At 76.1% G+C, this 21,517-nt stretch carries 16 protein-coding genes; 12 read left to right on the forward strand and 4 right to left on the reverse strand.

The window, feature by feature from the left end; translation table 11 throughout:
• Nucleotides 1–66 precede the first annotated feature (66 nt).
• The 7 genes from nhaR to ACOQFB_RS11885 all read left to right on the forward strand — a co-directional run bounded on the left by nhaR (nucleotide 67) and on the right by ACOQFB_RS11885 (nucleotide 8,366).
• Nucleotides 67–975, forward strand: coding sequence for a transcriptional activator NhaR (gene nhaR / locus ACOQFB_RS11855; protein WP_059438236.1), 909 nt, complete (start codon nucleotides 67–69; stop codon nucleotides 973–975).
• A gap of 139 nt (nucleotides 976–1,114) precedes the next feature.
• Nucleotides 1,115–2,014, forward strand: coding sequence for a zinc metalloprotease HtpX (locus ACOQFB_RS11860; RefSeq protein WP_421610850.1), 900 nt, complete (start codon nucleotides 1,115–1,117; stop codon nucleotides 2,012–2,014).
• Nucleotides 2,015–2,130: 116 nt separating this feature from the next.
• Nucleotides 2,131–2,394, forward strand: a complete 264-nt coding sequence (gene grxC / locus ACOQFB_RS11865) for a glutaredoxin 3 (RefSeq protein WP_059438238.1) — start codon at nucleotides 2,131–2,133, stop codon at nucleotides 2,392–2,394.
• A gap of 46 nt (nucleotides 2,395–2,440) precedes the next feature.
• Nucleotides 2,441–3,919, forward strand: coding sequence for a TolC family protein (locus ACOQFB_RS11870; protein WP_421610849.1), 1,479 nt, complete (start codon nucleotides 2,441–2,443; stop codon nucleotides 3,917–3,919).
• Nucleotides 3,916–5,037, forward strand: coding sequence for an efflux RND transporter periplasmic adaptor subunit (locus ACOQFB_RS11875; protein ID WP_421610848.1), 1,122 nt, complete (start codon nucleotides 3,916–3,918; stop codon nucleotides 5,035–5,037). Before ACOQFB_RS11870 ends, ACOQFB_RS11875 begins: the two co-directional genes overlap by 4 nt.
• Entirely contained in the window at nucleotides 5,034–8,159 is a 3,126-nt protein-coding gene (locus tag ACOQFB_RS11880) for an efflux RND transporter permease subunit (RefSeq protein ID WP_059438304.1), read from the forward strand. The genes ACOQFB_RS11875 and ACOQFB_RS11880 overlap by 4 nt, the downstream gene beginning before the upstream one ends.
• 57 nt (nucleotides 8,160–8,216) lie before the next feature.
• A complete protein-coding gene (locus ACOQFB_RS11885) occupies nucleotides 8,217–8,366 on the forward strand; it encodes a CsbD family protein (RefSeq protein WP_494492223.1) in 150 nt (49 codons plus the stop codon).
• Nucleotides 8,367–8,521: 155 nt separating this feature from the next.
• On the opposite strand, the gene ACOQFB_RS11890 is transcribed toward ACOQFB_RS11885, so the two are convergent.
• Together ACOQFB_RS11890 and ACOQFB_RS11895 are read right to left on the reverse strand one after the other, a co-directional pair.
• Nucleotides 8,522–10,366: a M2 family metallopeptidase gene (locus ACOQFB_RS11890; protein WP_059438303.1), complete on the reverse strand. Its 1,845-nt coding sequence runs from the start codon at nucleotides 10,364–10,366 to the stop codon at nucleotides 8,522–8,524.
• Between the two features lie 138 nt (nucleotides 10,367–10,504).
• Nucleotides 10,505–10,741, reverse strand: a complete 237-nt coding sequence (locus ACOQFB_RS11895; protein ID WP_059438302.1) for a hypothetical protein — start codon at nucleotides 10,739–10,741, stop codon at nucleotides 10,505–10,507.
• A gap of 255 nt (nucleotides 10,742–10,996) precedes the next feature.
• On the opposite strand from ACOQFB_RS11895, the gene ACOQFB_RS11900 reads away from it, so the two are divergent.
• Nucleotides 10,997–11,431, forward strand: a complete 435-nt coding sequence (locus ACOQFB_RS11900) for an HIT family protein (protein ID WP_059438301.1) — start codon at nucleotides 10,997–10,999, stop codon at nucleotides 11,429–11,431.
• Between the two features lie 7 nt (nucleotides 11,432–11,438).
• Here the strand turns inward: ACOQFB_RS11900 and ACOQFB_RS11905 are convergent, their stop codons facing one another.
• Nucleotides 11,439–12,290, reverse strand: coding sequence for an NAD-dependent epimerase/dehydratase family protein (locus tag ACOQFB_RS11905; protein WP_059438300.1), 852 nt, complete (start codon nucleotides 12,288–12,290; stop codon nucleotides 11,439–11,441).
• A 134-nt stretch (nucleotides 12,291–12,424) separates the two neighbouring features.
• On the opposite strand from ACOQFB_RS11905, the gene ACOQFB_RS11910 reads away from it, so the two are divergent.
• Nucleotides 12,425–13,258, forward strand: coding sequence for an aldo/keto reductase (locus ACOQFB_RS11910; RefSeq protein ID WP_059438299.1), 834 nt, complete (start codon nucleotides 12,425–12,427; stop codon nucleotides 13,256–13,258).
• A gap of 8 nt (nucleotides 13,259–13,266) precedes the next feature.
• Here the strand turns inward: ACOQFB_RS11910 and pgm are convergent, their stop codons facing one another.
• Nucleotides 13,267–14,907, reverse strand: a complete 1,641-nt coding sequence (gene pgm, locus ACOQFB_RS11915; RefSeq protein WP_421610847.1) for a phosphoglucomutase (alpha-D-glucose-1,6-bisphosphate-dependent) — start codon at nucleotides 14,905–14,907, stop codon at nucleotides 13,267–13,269.
• A gap of 63 nt (nucleotides 14,908–14,970) precedes the next feature.
• Here pgm and ACOQFB_RS11920 point away from each other — a divergent pair, with 63 nt between their 5' ends.
• The 3 genes from ACOQFB_RS11920 to ACOQFB_RS11930 all read left to right on the forward strand — a co-directional run bounded on the left by ACOQFB_RS11920 (nucleotide 14,971) and on the right by ACOQFB_RS11930 (nucleotide 21,446).
• Nucleotides 14,971–15,777 (forward strand): phosphodiester glycosidase family protein, encoded by an 807-nt coding sequence (locus tag ACOQFB_RS11920; protein ID WP_237757996.1) that lies wholly within the window; start codon nucleotides 14,971–14,973, stop codon nucleotides 15,775–15,777.
• 129 nt (nucleotides 15,778–15,906) lie between these two features.
• Nucleotides 15,907–19,329, forward strand: coding sequence for a glycosyl hydrolase family 8 (locus tag ACOQFB_RS11925; protein WP_421610846.1), 3,423 nt, complete (start codon nucleotides 15,907–15,909; stop codon nucleotides 19,327–19,329).
• Between the two features lie 29 nt (nucleotides 19,330–19,358).
• Entirely contained in the window at nucleotides 19,359–21,446 is a 2,088-nt protein-coding gene (locus ACOQFB_RS11930; protein ID WP_421610845.1) for a tetratricopeptide repeat protein, read from the forward strand.
• Nucleotides 21,447–21,517: the final 71 nt, after the last annotated feature.

Raw genomic sequence — 21,517 nt, forward strand, 5'->3', positions numbered from 1 at the left:
GCGGCCTTTCTAGACCTTCCGGCGGGTTCGCGCCGGGAAATTCTGGATCCGGGTTAGATTTTCTCCATGGAATGGCTCAACTACCATCACCTCTTCTACTTCTGGACGGTGGCCCGCGCGGGCAGCATCGCCCGCGCCAGCGAGGAGCTGCGGCTCGCGCAGCCCACCATCTCCAACCAGCTCAAGACGCTGGAGGCGAACCTGGGGGTGAAGCTCCTCGAGCGGCAGGGGCGGCGGCTCGTCCTCACCGACGTGGGGCGGACCGTGCTCCGCTACGCCGACGACATCTTCCGCACCGGGCGCGAGCTGCAGCGGGCGGTGAAGGGGCTCCCCACCGGCCAGCGCCTGCGCCTGGTGGTCGGCGTGGCCGACGTGATCCCGAAGCGCATGGCCGCGCTGCTCCTGCAGCCCGCGGTGGACGCCCACCCGGACCTCACGCTCGTCTGCCGCGAGGGCCCGCTGCCGCAGCTGCTCGCGGCGCTGGCGCTGCACGAGCTGGACGTCGTCATCGCCGACGTCCCCGCGCCGGAGGACGTGAAGGTGAAGGCGTTCAGCCACCGGCTGGGCGACTGCGGGACCTCGTTCCTGGCCGCGCGGCCGCTCGCGCACCTCAGGAAGGGCTTCCCGCGATCGCTGCAGGCCGCGCCCATGCTCCTGCCCTCCGAGGGCACCGCGCTCCGCCGCGGGCTCGACGCCTGGCTCGAGCGCACCGGCGTGCGCCCGGTGGTCGCCGGCGAGTTCGACGACAGCGCGCTCATGCAGGCGTTCGGGGCGCGCGGGCTGGGCGTGTTCGCCGCGCCGCGCGTGCTCGAGGAGGACATCCGCTCGCAGCTCGAGGTGGGCGTGATCGGGCGGGCCGAGGACGTGCGCGAGGCCTACCACGCCATCACGGTGGAGCGCCGCCTGCGCCACCCGGCGGTGGTCACCCTGGCCGAGGCGGCGCGGGACGCCATCTTCGGCGCGCCGCAGGCCTGACGCGGGCGCCGGCGGGCTCCCCCTGCGGCCCGTACCCTGGTTTTCTCGCAGACTCGCGGCATCATTTTCTATTTGTCTGCGTCCGGCCGGCGACTAGGTTCTCCCTGCGCGCGCACCGTCGCGCGGCGGAGGCCACACCGTGAAGAACCAGCTGAAGACCATCCTGCTCCTCGGCACGCTCTCGGCCCTGCTGGTCGCGTTCGGCGCCAGCCTCGGCCCGGGCCCGTTCTGGCTGTTCACGGCGATCGCGGTGCTGATGAACCTCGGCGCCTACTTCTTCTCGGACAAGATCGTGCTGCGCATGCACGGCGCCCGCGAGCTGCCGCCCGGGGAGGCGCCGCGGCTGCACGAGATCGTCCGCGAGCTGTCGGGCCGGGCCGGGATCCCCCCGCCGCGGCTGTTCCTCGTCGACGAGCCGCACGCGAACGCGTTCGCGACCGGGCGCAACCCGCAGCACGCGGTGGTGGCGGTGACGCGCGGGATCGTGGACCTGCTCGACGAGCGCGAGCTGCGCGGGGTGATCGCGCACGAGCTCGCGCACGTCGCGAACCGCGACATCCTGGTGGCGAGCGTGGCGGCCGGCATGGCCGCGGCCATCTCGAACCTCGCCAACATGCTGATGTTCTCGAGCCTGCTGGGCGGCGGCCGCGACGACGAGGAGGGCGGCGGCGGCGGGCTGCTCATGATGCTGGTCGCGCCCATCGCCGGCACGCTGGTGCAGCTCGGCATCTCGCGCTCCCGCGAGTACCTCGCCGACGAGACCGGCGCGCGGATCAGCGGCGACCCGCTCGCGCTGGCGAGCGCGCTCGAGAAGCTCCAGCGCGGGGCGGAGGTGCTGCCGTCCGCGGCCGGCGCGCCCGCCACCGCCAGCCTGTTCATCGTCAACCCGTTCGGCGCCGGCGCGGTGCTGGGCGGCCTGGCCCGGATGTTCTCGACGCACCCGCCCGCCGAGGAGCGCATCCGCCGCCTCCGCGCGCTGGCGCGCGTGTCCGGCGGCGCCGACGGGTACGGCCCGCGCTCGCGGATGGTGCGGGGCTGATCGCAGGGTTCCTCCATCGGAGGCCGGCGCGGAGCACGGACCGCGCCGGCAGCCGCGGGGGCGGCGCCCGGTCCTGCTGTGCGGGGGCCGGGCGCCGCGTTATCTTCGAGGAAGACATGAACGCTCCCAAGATCACCGTCTACACCAAGCAGAACTGCCCCTACTGCGTGCGCGCCAAGCGCCTCCTCGAGAAGAAGGGCGTCGCGTTCGAGGAGATCTCGGTCGAGGGCCGGGACGAGCTGCGCACCTGGCTCGCCGAGAAGACCGGCCAGCTCACCGTCCCGCAGATCTTCGCCGGGGAGCGGTCGCTGGGCGGGTTCTCCGACCTCGACGCGCTCGAGCAGCGCGGCGAGCTCGACCCGATCCTGCGCGGCGAGTGACGCGGCCGTTGACGCGCGGGCCGGCGTCCTTCAAATAGGGCAGGTCATGGCCGCCGCCCGCGCCCGCACCGCCGCCCTCCTCGCCGTGATCCTCCCGGCGGGCGGCTGCGCCACGCTGGCGCCCTCGCGCTTCGTGGACGGGCGCACCGCCCCGCCGGCGGAGGTGGCGCGCCGGGCCGCGGCCGAGCCCGCGCCGCCGCCTGCGCCCGCGGAGCCCGCCGCGCCCCCGCCCTCCCCCGCGCCCGCCGCGCCGCGCTCGATCCCCGAGCTGGTGGCCCGCGCGCTGGAGGTCGATCCCGCCACCCGCGCCGCCTGGCACGACGTGCGCGCCGCCGCGGCGGCCGCGGGCGGCGAGCGCACCGCGTACCTGCCCTCCGTCTCGGTCGGCGCCGGCGTCCAGCGCGCCGAGACCGCGCGCACGCTGACGCGCGCCGGCACCACCGCCACCACCGCCGGGCCGTCCGGCGAGCTCACCTGGATCCTGCTCGACCTCGGCGCGCGCGCGGCGCGGGTGGACCAGGCCGACCAGCTGCTGCTCGCGTCGCGCCTCGCCGAGCACGCGGCGGTCGCCGACTTGGTGCTGCGCGTCCAGGAGACCGCCTACCAGTACCTGGGCAGCCGCGCGCTGGCCGAGGCGGAGGCGGCCGCGGTGAAGCAGGCCGAGGAGAGCCTCGCCGCCGCCGAGGGGCGGCGCGGCGCCGGGGTGGCCACGGTCGCCGACGTCCTGCAGGCCCGCACCGCGCTGTCGCAGGCGCGCCTGCGGCTGCAGCAGGTCGAGGGCCAGGCGCTCACCGTCGCCGGCGCGCTCGCCACGCTGGCCGGGCTCCCGCCCACCGCGACGCTCGACCTCGGCGCGCTCCCCGCCGACGTCCGCGTCCCGGAGACCTCCCCGGCGGTCGAGGCGCTGCTCGACGAGGCGGCGCGGCGGAGCCCCGACCTGGCCCGCGCGCGGGCCCAGGCCGGCGCGGCCGCGGCCGGCGCCCGGGCCGCCGAGCGCGCGTGGCTCCCGGTCCTCTCGCTGAACGCCGCCGCCAGCCGCTCCTGGTACCTCGACCCGTCGGGCGTCCCGCCCTCGAGCGCCTGGACCGTGGGGCTCTCCCTGCGCGTCCCGCTGCTGGAGGGGCTGCTGCGGCCGGCATACGACGCGCTCGCCGCCCGCGCCGCCGCCGACGCCGCCGAGGCGCGCGCCGCCGCCACCGGGCAGGCGGTGGCGCTCCAGGTCTGGACCGGCTACCAGGCGTTCCGCTCTGCCGGCCTCCGCGTCGAGACCGCGCGCGACCTGCTCGCCTCGGCCCGGGCCTCCAGCGACGTCGCCGCCGGCCGCTACCGCGAGGGCGTCGGCTCGATCCTCGATCTCCTCACCGCGCAGGCCGCGCTGGAGGGCGCCCGGGCCGAGGAGGTGCGCGCCCGCGCCGACTACCTCGTGGCGCTCGCCCAGCTCGCCCGCGCCACCGGCCGCCTCGCGCTGCCCGCGCCGGCCGCCGCGCCCGCGCCGCCCGCTCCCGCACCGGAAGGGAACCCATGATCGCCCCCCGCGCCGCGCCGCTCGCGCTCACCCTCGCCGCGCTCGCCGCCGCCTGCGGGCGGGGCGGCGACGGCGGGCCGAAGGGGCCGCGCCCGGTGGCGGTGCGCACGGCCGTGGCGGAGCGGCGCGACGTGCCGGTGGAGGTCCGGGCCGTCGGGCGCATCGTGGCCAACCAGTCGGTGGCGGTGCGCGCGCAGGTGTCCGGCCCCATCGTCGCGGTGCGCTTCACCGAGGGCCAGGCGGTGCGCCAGGGCGAGGTGCTGCTCGAGCTCGACCCGCGCCCGTACCGCGCCGCGCTCGACGAGGCGCGCGCCCGGCTCGCCCAGGACGAGGCCCGCGCCGCGAGCGCCCGCGACGACGCACGCCGCTTCGCCGAGCTGGTGAAGAAGGAGTACGTCACCCAGCAGCAGGCCGAGCAGGCGTCGGCCGCGGCGACCGCGGCGGCGGCGGCGGTGGCGGCCGACCGCGCCCAGGTGGAGCGGGCCGCGCTCGACCTCTCCTACTGCACGGTGCGCGCGCCCGCGACGGGCCGCACCGGGCGGCTGCTCGTGCACGCCGGCAACCTCGTCACCGCGTCCGCGCAGACCCCGCTGCTCACCATCGAGCAGGTGAAGCCGGTCTACGCCGCCTTCTCCATCCCGGAGCGCCACCTGCCGGCGCTGCAGGGCTGGCGCGCCCGCCCGCCGCCGGTGCGCGTGCGCGCGGGCGACGGGCCCGAGATCGCAGGCGTGCTCGACTTCGTGGACAACGCCGTGGACGCCGGCACCGGCACCATCCTGCTCAAGGCTCGCCTCGCCAACGAGGACGAGGCGCTCTGGCCCGGGCAGGTGGTGGACGTCGCGCTCCGGATCGGCGAGCGGCGCGGCGCGGTGGTGGTGCCGGCCGCCGCGGTCGCGCAGGGCCAGCAGGGCGATTACGCCTACGTGGTCGGCGCGGACGGGAAGGCCGAGCTGCGCGGCGTGACGGTCGAGCAGGCGGGCGACGCCGAGGCGGTGCTCTCGAAGGGGATCGCGCCCGGCGAGCGGGTGGTGATCGAGGGCCAGCTGAAGCTGCGGCCGGGCGCGGCGGTGGAGGTGCAGGGGCCGCGCGAGGAGGGCCGGAAGGCGCCGGGCACATGAACCTCTCCGAGCCCTTCATCCGCCGGCCCGTCATGACGACGCTCGTCATGGCGAGCTTCATCGCGTTCGGCCTGGTCGCCTACCAGAAGCTGCCGGTCTCCGACCTCCCCAACGTCGACTTCCCCACCATCACCGTCTCCGCCTCGCTGCCCGGCGCCAGCCCGGAGACCATGGCGTCCTCGGTGGCGACGCCGCTGGAGCGGCAGTTCTCCACCATCGCCGGCCTGGCCGCGATGAACTCGTCCTCGGGCCTGGGGACGACGCAGATCACGCTGGAGTTCGACCTCGACCGCAACATCGACGCGGCCGCGCAGGACGTGCAGTCCGCCATCTCGGCGGCCGGCCGGCAGCTCCCGCAGAACATGCCCAGCCCGCCCACCCTGCGGAAGGTGAACCCGGCGGACGCACCCATCGTCTACTTCTCGCTCACCTCCCCCACCCTGCCGCTCTCCGACCTGAACCGGTTCGCGCAGGACGTGGTCGCGCAGCGGGTCGCCACCATCGCCGGCGTCGCGCAGGTGCTGGTCTACGGGCCGCAGAAGTACGCGGTCCGGATCGAGCTGGACCCGCAGGCGCTGGCGGCGCGCGGCATCGGGCTCGACGAGGCCACCGCCGCCATCGCGGCCGCGAACCCCAACCTCCCGGCCGGCCTGGTGCAGGGCGGCGCGCGCGCGTTCACCGTGGAGGCCACCGGCGGGCTGATGCGCGCCAAGGACTTCGCCGACGTGGTGCTCGCGTTCCGGAACGGCGCGCCGGTGCGCGTCGCCGACGTGGGCCGGGCCCGCGACGGCGTGGAGAACGAGCTCGCCGCCGCCTGGCTCTGGAAGGAGGGGCGGGAGCAGCGCGCCATCGTGCTGGCGGTGCAGCGCCAGCCCGGCACCAACACCGTCGCGGTGGCGGACGCCGTCCGGCAGCTCCTCCCCACCCTGCGGGCGCAGCTCCCGGGCGCCGCCCAGCTCGAGCTGCTCTACGACCGCTCGGAGACCATCGAGGAGTCGGTCACCGACGTGAAGTTCACGCTGCTGCTCACGCTCGCGCTGGTGGTCCTCGTCATCTTCGTCTTCCTGCGCAACCTGCCCGCGACCGTGATCCCCAGCCTGGCGCTGCCGGTGTCGCTCATCGGCACCTTCGCGCTCATGTTCCAGCTGGGCTACTCGCTCGACAACCTCTCGCTCATGGCGCTCACGCTGGCGGTCGGCTTCGTGGTCGACGACGCCATCGTGATGCTGGAGAACGTGGTCCGGCACATGGAGATGGGCGAGCGGCCGTTCGAGGCCGCCCTGAACGGCTCGAGGGAGATCGCGTTCACCATCGTGTCGATGACCCTCTCGCTCGCGGCGGTGTTCCTGCCGGTGCTGTTCATGGGCGGGATCGTGGGCCGGCTCTTCCACGAGTTCGCGGTCACCATCGGCGCCGCCATCCTGGTCTCCGGGTTCGTCTCGCTCACGCTCACGCCCATGCTGTGCAGCCGCTTCCTGCGGCCCGGCAAGGCGGCCCACCACGGCCGGCTCTACGCCGCGACCGAGCGCGCCTTCGACGCGAGCCTGCGGCTCTACGACCGCGGCCTGGTCTGGTCGCTGGCGCACCCGCGCACCGTGCTGGCCGGCTCGCTGGTGGTGCTCGTGGCCATGGTCCCGCTGTTCGCGGCGGTGAAGAAGGGCTTCCTGCCGAGCGAGGACACCGCCCGCCTCCAGGTCATCACCGAGGGCCCGGAGGGCGCGAGCTGGGACTACATGGTCCGGGCGCAGCGCGGCGCGGCGCAGGTGGTCGCGACGCACCCCGAGGTGGAGATGTTCATGTCCAGCGTGGGCGGGCGCGGCACCGCCGGCGTCACGCAGGGCAACATGTTCCTCCGGCTGCGCAGCCGGCACGACCGCGACGTGAGCGCGGACGAGCTGCTCGCGCGCCTGCGCGCCGAGCTGGCCCGGTACCCGGCGCTGCGCGTGTTCCTGGTGAACCCGCCGCCCATCAACATCGGCGGCCAGCAGACCCGCGCGCAGTACCAGTTCACGCTGCAGGACGCCGACACCGAGGGGCTGTACCGGCACGCGCAGGCGCTGGAGGAGCGGCTGCGCGCCATGCCCCTGCTCCAGGACGTCACCAGCGACCTGCGGCTCGCCTCGCCGCGCGTCACCGTCCGGATCGACCGCGACCGGGCCGCGGCGCTCGGGGTGACCCCGGACGCCATCGAGGACGCGCTCTACACCGCCTACGGCGACCGGCAGGTCTCGACCATCTTCGCGCCGGAGGACCAGTACCAGGTGATCCTCACGCTGGGGCCGTCGTTCCGCCTCGAGCCCGCGGCGCTCGCGCTCCTGCGGGTGCGCTCCACCTCGGGCGCGCCGGTCCCGCTCGACACGGTCGCGCGGCTGGAGCGCGGCGTGGGGCCGCTGACGGTGAACCACTCCGGCCAGCTCCCCTCGGTGACGCTGGCGTTCAACCTCCGCGAGGGCGCCTCCCTGGGCCAGGCGGTGACCGCGGTGCAGGCCGAGGCGGACCGGATGCTGCCGGCCACGGTCGCCACGCGCTTCCAGGGCACGGCGCAGGCGTTCCAGTCCTCGCTGTCCGGCCTGGGCCTGCTGCTCGTGATGGCGGTGCTCGTCATCTACGTGGTGCTCGGCATCCTGTACGAGAGCTTCGCCCACCCGTTCACCATCCTCACCGCCCTCCCCTTCGCCGGCCTGGGCGCGCTGGTGACGCTGCTCGTGTTCCGCGTGGAGCTGTCGATCTACGCGTTCGTCGGCATCGTCATGCTGGTGGGCCTGGTGAAGAAGAACGGCATCATGATGGTGGACTTCGCGGTGGAGGCGCAGCGCGGCGGGCGCACGCCGGGGGAGGCCATCCGCGAGGCGTGCCTGGTCCGCTTCCGCCCCATCATGATGACCACCATGGCGGCGCTGATGGGCACGCTGCCCATCGCGCTCGGCTTCGGGGCCGGGGCCGAGTCGCGCCGGCCGCTCGGCCTCGCGGTGGTGGGCGGCCTGGTGTTCTCGCAGCTCCTCACGCTGTTCGTGACGCCGGTGTTCTACGTGGCGATGGAGCGGTTGCGGAACCTGCGCCGCCGCGGCGGCTCGTCGGGCGCCGCCGCGCCGGAGCGCTCGGCGGCCGCGCCGCAGGGCTGACCCCCCGCCTGGCCGCGGCGCGCGGCGGTGCCCAGGCTTCCGCGGAGGGAGGCACACGTGAACCGCGACCAGATCAAGGGCAAGCTCGACGAGCTGAAGGGCAACGCGAAGAAGCGGATCGGCGGGGCGACGGAGAACCCGTCCAAGCAGGCCGAGGGGTGGGTGGAGGAGCAGGGGGGAAGATCCGCAAGGGCGTGGGCGATCTGAAGGAAGACGCCGAGCGCTCGCGGCGGAGCGACCCGGACCGCGACCTGGACCGCTGACCGGAGCAGGGACGAGCGGGAACGACGCGCCCCGGCGACCGCTCGGCCGCCGGGGCGCGTCTTCTTCCCGGGCTGCGCGCCGGAGCGGCGCGCGGGCGCCTACCAGCCGCAGGACTGGCCGGCGATCTGCTTCCGCAGCCAGGTGCGCAGCGGCGCGAAGTACTCGAGCATCGCCGACGCGTCCGCCTGGCGCGAGCCGGTCAGCGCCTCGTACGCGTCCGGCCACGGCTTCGAGGCGCCCATGGCCAGCATCGCCTCGAGCTTCTTGCCGGCCGCCTTCGAGCCGTAGATCGAGCACTCGTGCAGCGGCCCCTTCCAGCCGGCCGCCTCGCACAGCGCCTTGTGGAACTGGAACTGGTACACGTGCGCGAGGAAGTAGCGCGTGTAGGGCACGTTCGCCGGCACGTGGTACTTCGCGCCCGGGTCGAAGTCCGCCTCGCTGCGCGCCACCGGCGCGTCCACGCCCTGGTACTTGCGGCGCAGCTCCCACCAGGCGGCGTTGTAGCGCGCCGGCGGCGTCTTGCCGGAGAACACGTCCCAGCGCCACTGGTCGATGAGCTTGCCGAACGGCAGGAACGCGACCTTCTCGAGCGCCCGCTTCATCTGGACGTTCACCACGCCCTTCTCATCCTTCGGCACGGTCTGGATGAGGCCGACCTGCTTCAGGTAGCCGGGGGTGATGGAGAGCGCGATGGCGTCGCCGATGGCCTCGTGGAAGCCGTCGTTCGCGCCGTTCTGGAAGAGCACCGGCAGGTGCACGTAGGCGCGCTGGTAGAAGTTGTGCCCGAGCTCGTGGTGGATGGTGACGAGGTCCTCCTCGGTCGGCCGGATGCACATCTTGATGCGCAGGTCGGCGGAGTAGGTCACGTCCCAGGCGCTGGCGTGGCACACCACGTCGCGGTCGCGCGGCTTCGTGAACTGCGAGCGCTCCCAGAACGTCTTCGGGAGCGGCTCGAAGCCCAGCGAGGTGAAGAACGCCTCGCCCAGCTTCACCATCTTGACGGGGTCGGTCTTCTGCCGGCGCAGCGCCGCGTCCACGTCGAGCGAGGGCTGCCCGTGGTACGGCTCGACCAGCGGGTAGAGGTTGGCCCAGTCCTGCGCCCACATGTTGCCGAGCAGGTGCGCCGGGATGGGCTTGCCGTCCGGCACCCGCGCCTTGCCGTAGGCCTTCTGCAGCTTGCTGCGGACGTAGCAGTGCAGCTCCTCGTAGAACGGCTTCACCTGCGCCCAGAGCCGGTCGGTGTCGGCCTCGAACGCGTCGGGCGGCATGTCGTAGCCGCTGCGCCACAGGTCGCCGAGGTCGCGGAAGCCGATCTCGCGCGCGCCCGCGTTGGAGATGGTCACCATCCGCTCGTAGAGCGGGCGCATGTCGCGCGAGATGGTGTGCCAGCCGGTCCAGGCGTCGAGCAGCGCGTCGTAGTCGCGGCTCTTCGCCATCACCTGCTCGAGGTCCTGCAGGTCGCGGCACTTCCCGGCGCCGCGCGCCGCGCTGCCGGGCGCGCCGCACCACTTGCCCTTGCCGTACATGCCCTCGAGCTTCGCGGCGAGCTGCGCCAGCTCGGCCCGCTGGGCGGCGTCGCTCGGCGCCGGGAGCGGCGAGGCGATGCGCAGCAGCATCAGCATGCGCTCGGTGTCGGGGTCGGCGCCGACGCCCTGGAACCGGACCGCGCCGCGGATCGCGTCGGTCAGGTACGCCATCTGGTCCTCGTTGAGGGCCGCGGCGTTCCGCTCGGTGTCGTCGGTGATGTACGTGGACTTGATCCACTCCGCGGTGGACCAGCGGATCCAGAGCTTCTTCAGCTCCGCGTTGGCCTCGCCCACGAACGCCTTCGCGTCGGCGGCGGTGGGCTTCGCGGCGGCTGCGGCCTGCGGGGGCGCCGCCGGCGCGGAGGGCGCCGCGGCGAGGAGGACGGCTGCGAGCTGCAAGACCGGGAGTGTCGTCATGCGCGCGGATCCTAGGACGGGGTCGACGGGCCCGCCAGCATGGCGGGTCCGGACCGTTCCTGAGACGCGAGCGCGCCGGACGTGACCGCGGCGGACACCCCCGCCGCGGACGCGGGGGCCTCGCCCGGCGACCGCGGACTAGTGGGCCTGGCCGCCGCCGCGGCGGTCGTTCGCGAAGCTCCCCGCGAACGCGCGCGGCTCCTCCTGCACCCGGAACAGCGGGCACTTCTCGCAGGACCAGCTGTCCCAGTCGAGCTTCACCGCGACGTCGAGGCACGCGTCGTAGTGGAAGCAGTACAGGTTCCGGTGGCCGGAGACCGTGGTCTCGGAGCGGATGAGCGCGGCGAGCGGGGTCGGATTGGGCAGGGTGTGCACTCTGGAGGTCTCCCGGATGGCTGCTCGGGTCGGAAACAGGCAAGCGCCGCCGCCATTCCCACTTTCGGCGCGTTGTGTGAGCCCGAACGTGAGCCTTGACTACACGAGGGGGAAGCCCCCTCCGGGTCGCACCCGGCGCGCCTCGCCCATCGAGGTCTGCTATGACGGATGGTTGCAGCCGCCCGCCCGTCCGCCGCGCTCCGTCAGGGATTCGCTCTCGGCGCGGGCGCGGCCCCGCGCCGCACCGGAGCCCCCATGTCCACCGCCGAACCTTGCACCGCCTGTGAACTCCTCCTGGGCCGCGGCCGCGTGCCCGGCGGCCTGCTCCGCCGCGAGGGCGGCTTCGCGCTGCACGCGCTCGCCGACGCCTCGCCCATCCCCGGCTGGCTGGTGCTCACCAGCGAGCGCCACGCGCGCGCCTGGTACGACCTCGCGCCCGCCGAGCTGGCCGCGCTCGGGCCGCTCGCCGCGCGGGTGATGAACGCGCAGCGCGCCGTCCTCGGCGCGGAGCACGTCTACGCGTTCGCCATCGGCGACGCGCTCCGCCACTTCCACCTGCACCTCGTCCCCCGCACCGCCGCCACCCCGGAGCGCCTGCGCGGCCGCCGCTGCTTCGAGGGCCGGCCGGAGGACATGCTGGGCGAGGACGCGCTGGCCGCCGCGGCGCGCGCGGTGGCCGCCGCGCTGTGAGCCTCCGTCAGGTCCGCCGCACCTCGGGCACGAGCGGGAGCAGCCCCTCCCGGAAGCTCGGGTAGGCGAGCGTCACGCCGAGCGCGGCGCGCGTCCGCTCGGAGAGGACGCGCCGGTCCGGGCCCGGCGGCGCCACGGTGGCGCGGGCCGGCTCGACGCCGATCCGGTCCGCGATCCAGCGCACCACCTCGCGGCGGCGCGCCGGCGCCGCGTCGCTCCCGTGGTAGACCGCCCCCGGCGCGCCGCGGGCGATCGCGGCGAGCACGAACGACACCGCGTCGTCGAGGTGGCAGAAGTTCATCCAGGCCTGCTCCCCCGCCCCGAGCGCGAGGCGCCCGCTCCGCACCCGCTCCACGATGCCGGCCCGGCCGGGCCCGTACAGGCCGGACAGGCGCACCACGCACGCCTGGAGCCCCGCCGCGCCCGCCGCCTGGATGGCCCGCTCCGCCTCCGCCAGCACCTCGGCCGTCGGGCCGAGCGGCATGGGCGGGCTCGACTCGTCCACGTCCAGGCCGTCGCTCTGCCCGAGGACGCCGGTCGAGCCGGTGTAGACGAGCCGCGCGCCGCAGCGGCGGGCGTGGGCGAGCAGCGCCCGGTTCGCGTCCAGGTAGGCGGCGCGGTACGCCTCGGGCGTGTCGGAGGTCGCCGACTGGCACGCGACCACCGCGTCGACCGCCGGGAGCCGCTCCTCGGCGCCGGGCGCGGCGAGATCCAGCGCGAGCGGCGCGATGCCGGTCGCGGCCAGCGCCGCCGCCCGCGCCGGATCGCGGCGGACCCCGGTCACGCGCCTCCCCTCGAACAGCAACCGCCTCGCGATCGCCGAGCCGAGCCAGCCGCACCCCGCCACCAGCACGTGCATGCGTCACCTCTCCGGGGGATCATCCCACCGCCGGCCCCATTCCCGAAACGCGGCGGTGCGCGGCGCCGCGGCCTGCGTCATTATGTCGACTCGACCCTCGGTTCGCCGTTCCGCCGCGGGGGTGAGGAGACGTCATGGCCGGCGCCTGGACGATCCGATCGACCGTCGAGCTTCGCGGCGGCGTGCGCATGCCCGTCCTCGGGCTGGGGGTGTGGCAGTCGCCGCCCGGCGACGAGACGCGCAACGCGGTGCTCGCCGCGCTGCGGCTCGGGTACCGGCTGGTGGACACCGCGCGCGCCTACCGCAACGAGGAGGACGTGGGCGCGGCCATCCGCGAGAGCGGCGTCCCCCGCGACGAGGTCTTCGTCACCACCAAGCTCTGGAACTCCGACCACGGCTACGACTCGACGCTGCGCGCCTGCGACGAGAGCCTGCGCCGGCTCGGGCTCGACCGGCTCGACCTGTACCTGATCCACTGGCCGGTGCCGAAGCTGCGCGGCGAGACCTGGCGGGCCATGGAGCGGATCCTCGCCGACGGGAAGGCCCGGGCCATCGGCGTCTCGAACTACACGGTCCGTCACCTGGAGGAGCTGCTGGCGTCGGCGAACGAGCCGCCCTCGGTGAACCAGGTCGAGCTGCACCCGTTCCTGCTCCAGCGCGAGCTGGTGGACTTCTGCAAGGCCAGGGGCATCCAGGTCGAGGCGTACGGCCCGCTGGTCCGCGGCCACAAGATGGAGAACCCGGTGCTGCAGCGGGTGGCGCACCGGGTCGGGCGCACGCCGGCGCAGGTGCTCATCCGCTGGGGCATCGAGCACGGCCTGGTGACCATCCCGAAGTCGGTGCACGAGCACCGGATCCGCGAGAACGCCGACGTGTTCGGCTTCTCGCTGTCGCCGGCGGATCTCGCCGCGCTCGACGGGCTCGACGAGGGCTACCGGACGAGCTGGGACCCCACCGACGCGCCCTGACGGCCGGCTCACGCCCGCAGCGCCGCGGCCACGATCGCCCTCGCCTCCTCCAGGATGCGATCGAGGTGGGCCGCGTCGCGGAAGCTCTCCGCGTAGATCTTGTAGACGTCCTCGGTGCCGGACGGCCGCGCCGCGAACCAGCCCTGCTCCGTCGTCACCTTGAGCCCGCCGATGGCGGCGCCGTTCCCGGGGGCGCGCGTCAGCCGCGCGGTGATGGGATCGCCGGCGAGCGTGGTGGCCGCCACCGCCTCCGGCGAGAGCTTGCCCAGGATGGCCTTCTCGGCGGGCGTCGCCGGCGCGTCCACGCGCGCGTAGACCGGCGCGCCCAGGTCGGCGGCGAGCGCGCGGTACCGCTCGCCGGGATCGCGGCCGCTGCGGGCGCGGATCTCCACCGCCAGCAGGTCCATGACGATCCCGTCCTTGTCGGTGGTCCAGGGGCTCCCGTCGCGCCGCAGGAACGTCGCCCCGGCGCTCTCCTCCCCGCCGAACCCCAGGCTCCCGTCGAGCAGCCCCGGGACGAACCACTTGAAGCCGACCGGGACCTCCACCAGCCGCCGCCCGAGCCGCCGCGCCACCCGGTCGATGAGCGCCGACGAGACCAGCGTCTTGCCCACCCCCGCCGCCGCCGGCCACCCGTCGCGGTGCGCGAACAGCCAGTCGATGGCGACCGCCAGGTAGTGGTTCGGGTTCATCAGGCCGGCGGACGGGGTCACGATCCCGTGGCGGTCGGAGTCGGCGTCGTTGCCGAAGGCGAGGTCGAACCGGTCCTTCAGCGCGACCAGGTTCGCCATCGCGTACGGCGACGAGCAGTCCATGCGGATCCTCCCGTCGTGGTCGAGCGGCATGAAGCCGAACGTCGGATCCACCACCGGGTTCGTCACCTCGAGGTCGAGCCCGTAGGCCTCCGCGATGGCGCCCCAGTAGTGCGCGTTCGAGCCGCCCAGCGGATCCACGCCCACCCGGAGCGGCGCGCCGCGCGCGGCGTCCAGGTCCAGCACCGCGGCGAGGTCCTCGACGTACGGCCGCACGTAGTCGCGCTCGCGCACCGTGGCGGCCCGCCGCGCCCGCTCCCACGGGACGCGCCGCACCTCGCGGTTGCCGTCCGCGAGCAGCGCGTTCGCGCGCGCCTCGATGGCGGAGGTCACGGCGGTGTCGGCCGGTCCGCCGTCGGGCGGGTTGTACTTGATGCCGCCGTCCTCGGGCGGATTGTGCGAGGGCGTGATCACGATCCCGTCCGCCAGCCCCGCGGTCCGCCCCCGGTTCGCCGCGAGGATGGCGTGCGAGACGACCGGGGTGGGGACGGGCGCCCCGCCCTGCGAGATCACCACCTCGACGCCGTTCGCGGCGAGCACCTCCAGCGCGGTGCGCTCGGCCGGCTCGGACAGCGCGTGGGTGTCGCGCCCCAGGAACAGGGGACCGGTCACCCCGGCGCGGGCGCGGTGCTCGCAGACCGCCTGCGTCACCGCGAGGATGTGCGCCTCGTTGAAGCTCCGGCGCAGCGAGGAGCCGCGGTGGCCCGAGGTGCCGAACGCGACCCGCTGGGCGGGGACGGATGGGTCGGGCGCGTCCGCGGCGTAGCGGCGGAGCAGGTCGGGGACGTCCACCAGCGCGTCGCGCGGCGCGGGCTTTCCGGCGAGGGGATGGGCCATGGAAGGATCCTGGCACGCCCCCGGCCCTTGTCACGACCTCGTGCGGGCCCGACAATGCGCGGGATGCCCGCGCTCGCCCTCGCCGCCCTCCTCGCGCTCGCCGGCGCCGCCCCGCCCGCCGCCCCGGCCGGCTTCCAGGCGCTCGAGCCCGGCCTGGAGCTGGGCCAGTTCGACGGCCCGCCCGGCGTCGCGGGCGACGGGAAGATCGTGGTGGTGCGCATCGACCCGGCCCGCTTCGAGCTGCGGCTGCTGAACGCCTCGGCGCCCAGCCACGGCGGGCTGCTCACCGCGCGCGCCTGGGCCGAGCGCGCCGGCGCGTCGGCCGCGATCAACGCGAGCATGTACCAGGAGGACTTCCGCACCAGCGTGTCGCTCATGCGGACCCGCGAGCACGTGAACCAGCGGCGCGTCTCGCGCGACCGCACCGTGCTCGCGTTCGACCCGCTCGAGCGCGGCCTCCCCGCGGTGCGGATGATCGACCGCGACTGCGAGGACCTGGACGGCGCCCTGCGCGGCTACGGCGCGGCGGTGCAGTCCATCCGGATGGTCTCCTGCCAGCGCAAGAACGTCTGGGCCCCGTCGGCGCGCCGGACCTCCGCCGCGGCGGTGGGCGTGGACGGCAAGGGGCGCGTGCTGTTCATCCACGCGCGGAGCGCCTGGCCGGTGCACGAGCTGGTGAACGCGCTGCTGGCGCTGCCGCTCGACCTGCGGCAGGCCATGTACGTCGAGGGCGGCCCCGAGGCGCAGCTGTTCGTGCGCGGCGGCGGGCGCGAGCTGGAGCGGGTCGGCGCGTTCGAGGCGGCCCCGGCGGCCGACAACCGCGACGCCTGGCCGGTGCCGAACGTGATCGCGGCCGTGCGCCGGCGGTAGCGGCGCGGCCCCGCGACGCCCCGCCGGCGTCGCCGTCCCGGCGACGCCCCGCGACGTCCGCCCCCGACGTGGCCCCGCCCCCGGCGCGGCGCTTCCCCCGCGCGGCACGGGCCCCCACCGTGCGCCGCGATGCGGCCGACCGCGCGGAACCTCGCCCCCCTGCTCGCCGTCCTGTGCGCCCCGCCGGCCCTGCTCGCGGGGTGCGGCCACGCCGAGCCGCGCCCGCGGGCGGCCGCGCAGGACCGCGACGGGCTCTCCGCGCTGTGGAGCTACTACCGGTACACCCACGTGCAGGGCGGGCGGGTGGCGGCGCTCGACGAGGGCGGCGTCACCACCTCCGAGGGCCAGGGCTACGCCATGCTCCGCGCGGTGTGGATGGACGACCGCGCCACCCTCGACGCGGTCTGGCGCTGGACGCGCGAGAACCTGGCCGTGCGCGAGGACCGGCTGCTGGCCTGGCGCTGGCTGGGCGGCAAGGTCCAGGACCGGAACGCCGCCACCGACGCCGACCAGGACGTGGCGCTCGCGCTGGTGCTCGCGTCGCGCCGCTTCGGCGACCCGCGCTACCTCGAGGCGGCGCGCCCGCTGCTCGCCGACATCTGGGCGCGCGAGGTGATCCGCGCGGGCGGCCGCTGGCTCCCGACCGGCGGGAACTGGGCGCCCGCCGAGCGCTACCCCACCATCCACGTCGCCTACCTCGCGCCGTACGCGTATCAGGTGTTCGCCGACGTCGATCCGGAGCGGCCCTGGGCCGAGCTGGTCGAGTCGAGCTACCAGGTGCTGCGCTTCCTCGTGATCGAGAAGGGCCTGGCGCTCCCGCCCGAGCGGATCTGGGTGGACCCGCGCACCGGCGAGCTGCTGCTGGCGCGCCCCGGCGGGCAGCCGGACGCGTTCGGCTACGACGCGGTGCCGGTCTACTGGCGCGTGGCGCTCGACGCGCGCTGGTTCGGGCGCCGCGGCGAGGCGGAGCTGCGCGCCCGCCTGCTCCGGTTCCCCGCCGAGGCGTTCCGCGACGAGGGGCGGCTGCGCGAGCGGTACACGACCTCGGGCCGCCCGCTCTCCGAGCTGGACGGGCTCCCCCACCTCGCCTCGGTGCAGGCGCTCGCGCAGGTCGAGGATCCGGAGCTGGCGCGCGCCATGCGGGCGTCGCGGCTCGACGCGCTGTTCGACAGGGCGCTCTCCGGCGAGGCCACGCCCTACTACCTCCACAACTGGCTCTGGTTCGGGCGGGCCCTCGAGGCCGGGCTCCTGCGCCGCTTCGACGAGCCGCTCGCGTTCCTCTCCTCGCTGGACTGGGGCGCCTTCCGCGACCGCTTCCCGCTGCTCCCGGTCGCGCTGGCGCTCGTGCTCGCCCCGCTGGCGCGCCGCCTCTGGCCGGCGCGCGCCGCGCTGGTGGCGCTCGCGCTCGGCCTGTCGATCCGGTACCTCGCCTGGCGCGCCGGCTCGACGCTCAACTTCGTCGAGCCGCTCGGCCCCGCCCTCTCGCTGGCGCTGCTCGCCGCGGAGGCCTACGCGCTCTCCACCGTCGCGCTCCTCGTGGTCCAGGTCGGGCTCCGCCACCGCGCCCGCCCGCCCGAGCCGCCGCTCCAGGCCGGCGAGCCGCACCCGTCGGTGGACGTGCTGGTGCCCATCTACTCCGAGCCGCTCGACATCCTCGACAAGACGCTCGCCGCCTGCGCCGCCATGCGCTACCCGCGCAAGACGATCGTGGTCTGCGACGACTCGCACCGCGAGGAGGTGGCCCGGCTCGCGGCCGAGCACGGCGCCCGCTACCTGGCCGGCCCGCGCCGGCACGCCAAGGCCGGCAACCTGAACGCCGCGCTGGCCCGGACCGACGGCGAGCTGGTGGTCGTGTTCGACACCGACCACGTGCCCACGGCCGCGTTCCTGGAGCGGACCGTGCCCTGCTTCCGCGATCCACGGCTCGGCGTCGTCCAGACCCCGCACCACTTCTACAACCCCGACGTCTTCCAGCGCGCGCTCGGCGCGCCGGCGTCGGTGCCGAACGAGGCGGACCTGTTCAACCACGCCATCCAGGGCGGGCGGGACCGCTGGGGCGGCGCGTTCTTCGTGGGCAGCGGCGCGGTGTTCCGCCGCGAGGCGCTCGCCTCGGTGGGCGGCTTCCACCTGCTCTCCATCACCGAGGACATCCACACCAGCCAGAAGCTGCACGCGAGGGCCTGGCGCACGCGCTTCGTGGACGAGGACCTCGCCGCGGGGCTCTCCGCCGAGGACCTGGCGAGCTACGTGGTGCAGCGGCGGCGCTGGATGCTGGGCTGCCTGCAGATCTTCTTCCGCGACAACCCGTTGCTCCAGCGCGGGCTGCCGCTGCGCCACCGCCTCGGCTACCTCGCCTCGCTCTGGTACTTCTTCTTCCCGCTGGCCCGGCTGGTGTTCTTCGCCACGCCGCTCGCGTACCTCCTGTTCCACCTGCACCCGCTCTTCGCCGAGCTGCCGGTGCTGCTCGCCTACCTCGTCCCGCACCTGGTGGCGGCGCCCCTGGCCGCGTCGGCGCTGGTGCCGGGCTGGCCGCGGACGCTGTGGGGCAGCCTGTACGAGGGCGCGGTGGCGTTCCCGCTGGCGCGCGCCACGCTCGACCTGCTCCTGCCGAGGCGGCTCGGCTTCAAGGTGACGCCCAAGGGCGTGCGCTCGGAGCGGCGCCGCTTCGACCTGCGCACCTCGGCGTTCACGATCGCGGCGGCGGCGGTCGGGCTCCTCGCCATCGCCAAGGGCGCGGCGGAGCTGTGGGCGTTCGGCATCGAGGTCGAGGCCTACGCGTTCAACCTGGCCTGGGCGGCCGCGAACCTGGTCTCGGTGCTGCTCGCGCTGCTGGTCGCCTGGGAGCGCCCGCAGCGCCGCGCCGACGAGCGGATCCGGCGGCGGCTGGCGGTGCGCCTGGACGCGCCGGGGCTGTCCCTCGCCGCGACCACGCTCGACCTCGCCCGCGGCGGGGCCGCGGTGGCGCTGCCGCCCGGCGCCGCGCTGCCGGCCGAGGTGGAGGTGACGTTCGACGGGCCCGAGCGGCTCCGCCTCCGCGCGCGCGTCGCCTACCTCGAGGCCGTGGGCGGGGCGCCTCGCGCCGGCCTCGCGTTCCAGGGCGTCTCCGCGGCCGAGGCGCGCGCGCTGGTCCGGATCGCGTTCTCGGCCGACGGGGCGCACGCGGGCGCGCACGAGGGGCGCAGCCGCTGGCAGGTGGCGATGGCCTGGCACCTCCTCGCCGGGCTGTGGCGGGCGGTCCGGCCGCTCCGCGCGCGGCGCCGCCTCGGGGCGCGGCGGCGGACGCTGCGGCCGCTGCGGCTCTGCGGGGCGGGGCGCGCCTGCCGGGCCCTCGCGGTGGACGCTTCGCCCGGCGGGCTGGGGCTCGTCGCGGCCGGCGCGCGGGATGCGATCCCCGCGCCGGGCGCGGCGCTGGCCCTGCTCGCCCCGGAGGGGATCGGCTGGGCCCGCGTGATCCACGCCCGTCGCATCCTCCCGGGCCTGTGGCGGCTGGGGCTGGCGCTCCAGGCGGAGCCCGTCCCGGGCGCCGAGCCGCATGCCTACCTTGCTGCCTGACGACCTGACGCCCGAGGGAGTCCCGCCCGATGATCCGAACCCTTCGCGCCGCCGCCCTCGCGGCCGCGCTCGCGCTCCCCGCCGCCGCCCGGCCCGCCGGGATCTCCGAGGCCTGGTACCTCGCGCGCGGCCGCGCCAACCTGCGCATCGGCAACTGCGCCGCCGCGGTCGAGGCGTACCGCAAGGCGCTCGCCGAGAACCCGCGCAGCCGCGAGGCCTCCCGCGGCGTGGCGCTGGCGCTCCTCCAGAACGGCGACACGGACCTCGCGGTCGCGGAGCTGGACCGCCACCTGGCGCGGTTCCCCGACGACGCGGAGCTGGCGTTCCGCCAGGCCGGGCTGCTGCAGTGGTCGCGCTACGCGTACCGCTCGAAGGACGCGGTACGCTACCTGCGCATGGGCCTGGCGGTGCGGGACGACCCCGCCCGCCGGCGCGAGCTGGCGCGGCTGCTGGCGCGCGAGCGCGCCACGCTGGGCGAGGCGCTCGCCGAGTACGACCGGCTGCTCGCGGCCGCCCCGGACGACCGGGCGCTCCGCGACGAGCGGCTGCGGCTGCTGCTCTGGGACCCGGCCCGGCGCGAGGCGGCCATCGACGAGCTGCGCCGCCGCCGCCGCGAGGGCGCCGGCGACGCGGCCGCGACGCGCACGCTGGCGGGGCTGCTCGCCGCCGACGCCCGCACCGCCGGCGAGGCGGTGGGGCTGTACGACGAGCTGCTGGCGCGCCGGCCCGAAGACGCGGAGCTGGCGCTGGGGCGGGCGCGGGCGCTCGCGAAGGCCGGGCGGCGCGCCGAGGCGCGCGACGCGTACGCGCGCGCGATCGCGCTGCGCCCTTCGGCCGAGGCGCGGCTGGAGCGGGCCGAGCTGCTCGCGGCCGACCCGGCCGCCCGCGACGAGGCCCGCGCCGAGTACCAGGCGGTGCTGCGGGCCGAGCCGCGCTCGCGGCGCGCGCGGCTCGGGCTCGCGCGCGTGCTCGGCGCCCGCAAGGAGACGAGCGGCGAGGCCATCGCCGCGTACGAGACGGTGCTCGCGTCGGCGCCGCAGGACGCCGAGGCGCACCGGGGCCTGGCGCAGGCGTACGCGTGGAACGGCGACCCCGATCGCGCGCTCGCCCACGGCGACCTGGCCGGGCGCTACGGGCCGGCCCGGCCCGAGCTGGCGGCGCTCGAGCGCGACCTGCGCCGCGGGCGCGAGCCGGCCGCGGGCGGGCTGGCCCGGGCGCTGGCGCAGACGGGCGGGGAGTTCGCGATCTCCTCCGCCGGCGCGTTCGCCACCGGCCGCACCGACCCGACGCCGTTCACCACCGGCTCGGTGGAGGCCGGCGCCGCGGCGCACCGCGGCCCGGACGGCGCGCGGGCCGACGGCGCGCAGGTGCGGGTCACCGGGCGCTGGCGCCCCGACCCTGCCTGGCGCCTCGACGCGGCGGGCGGGTGGGACGGCGCGCGGCGCGCGGGCCAGGGCTTCCAGGGCGCGCTCGGCCTCGAGGCGACGCTCGGGGCGGCCACCGTGGCGGCCTCCGTCTCGCGCGCGCCGCGGCTCGACTCGTTCCGCGCCTACGCCGGCGAGCTCGTGGACGGGCGCGTCGTGGGCGCCGCCTCCGAGACCGCCGCCGCGCTGCGGGTGGCGCTCGCCGGCCAGGACCTCCGGGGCGAGCTGTCGGCGCGGGCCGGGACCGTCTCCGGCGCGGGCTTCCGCTCCACCTTCCTGGCCGGGGCCGCCGCGCGCGCCGACCGCGTGCTGGCCCGGCCCGGCGGCTTCGAGCTGGCCGCCGGCGGCGCGGTCGAGGCGGTGCACCACGCCCGCGACCTCTCCGGCGACGGCCCGGTCGCCGACCCGGCCGCGCCGCGCCTCTTCTCGCCGCCGCTGCACGCCACCGCCTCGCCGCGCCTCTCGCTGACGCGCGACGACGGCCTGGCCGGGCGCCTCGTCCTCGACGCCGGCCCCGCCGTGCAGCTCACCACCGGCCCGCACGGCGCGGTGCGCGCCGGCGGCGACGCCCGCGCCGCGGTGCTCCGCCGGATCGGGCGGCTCCAGCTCTCCGCCGAGGCCCGCTACGGCCGGCTCGCCTCGGTGCACGCGGCCTTCAGCGGCGCGGTCGGCGCGGAGCTCCTCTTTCCGTGAACACGCTCCCGCCCCTCCCCGCGCCGGCGTCCGCGCCCCGCGCCCCGCCGGCCCCCTCGCCCGCCGCGCCC

It is taken from the genome of Anaeromyxobacter sp. Red801, assembly GCF_049201065.2.
GTDB lineage: Bacteria > Myxococcota > Myxococcia > Myxococcales > Anaeromyxobacteraceae > Anaeromyxobacter.

Bases quoted from the DNA above. Each gene is read 5' to 3' on its own strand.
- ACOQFB_RS11900 (WP_059438301.1), top strand. From the start codon at position 10,997: ATGTCCACCGCCGAACCTTGCACCGCCTGTGAACTCCTCCTGGGCCGC.
- ACOQFB_RS11920 (WP_237757996.1), top strand. From the start codon at position 14,971: ATGCCCGCGCTCGCCCTCGCCGCCCTCCTCGCGCTCGCCGGCGCCGCC.
- ACOQFB_RS11875 (WP_421610848.1), top strand. From the start codon at position 3,916: ATGATCGCCCCCCGCGCCGCGCCGCTCGCGCTCACCCTCGCCGCGCTC.
- nhaR (WP_059438236.1), top strand. From the start codon at position 67: ATGGAATGGCTCAACTACCATCACCTCTTCTACTTCTGGACGGTGGCC.
- grxC (WP_059438238.1), top strand. From the start codon at position 2,131: ATGAACGCTCCCAAGATCACCGTCTACACCAAGCAGAACTGCCCCTAC.
- ACOQFB_RS11925 (WP_421610846.1), top strand. From the start codon at position 15,907: ATGCGGCCGACCGCGCGGAACCTCGCCCCCCTGCTCGCCGTCCTGTGC.
- ACOQFB_RS11880 (WP_059438304.1), top strand. From the start codon at position 5,034: ATGAACCTCTCCGAGCCCTTCATCCGCCGGCCCGTCATGACGACGCTC.
- ACOQFB_RS11930 (WP_421610845.1), top strand. From the start codon at position 19,359: ATGATCCGAACCCTTCGCGCCGCCGCCCTCGCGGCCGCGCTCGCGCTC.
- ACOQFB_RS11910 (WP_059438299.1), top strand. From the start codon at position 12,425: ATGGCCGGCGCCTGGACGATCCGATCGACCGTCGAGCTTCGCGGCGGC.
- ACOQFB_RS11905 (WP_059438300.1), bottom strand. From the start codon at position 12,290: ATGCACGTGCTGGTGGCGGGGTGCGGCTGGCTCGGCTCGGCGATCGCG.
- pgm (WP_421610847.1), bottom strand. From the start codon at position 14,907: ATGGCCCATCCCCTCGCCGGAAAGCCCGCGCCGCGCGACGCGCTGGTG.
- ACOQFB_RS11890 (WP_059438303.1), bottom strand. From the start codon at position 10,366: ATGACGACACTCCCGGTCTTGCAGCTCGCAGCCGTCCTCCTCGCCGCG.
- ACOQFB_RS11870 (WP_421610849.1), top strand. From the start codon at position 2,441: ATGGCCGCCGCCCGCGCCCGCACCGCCGCCCTCCTCGCCGTGATCCTC.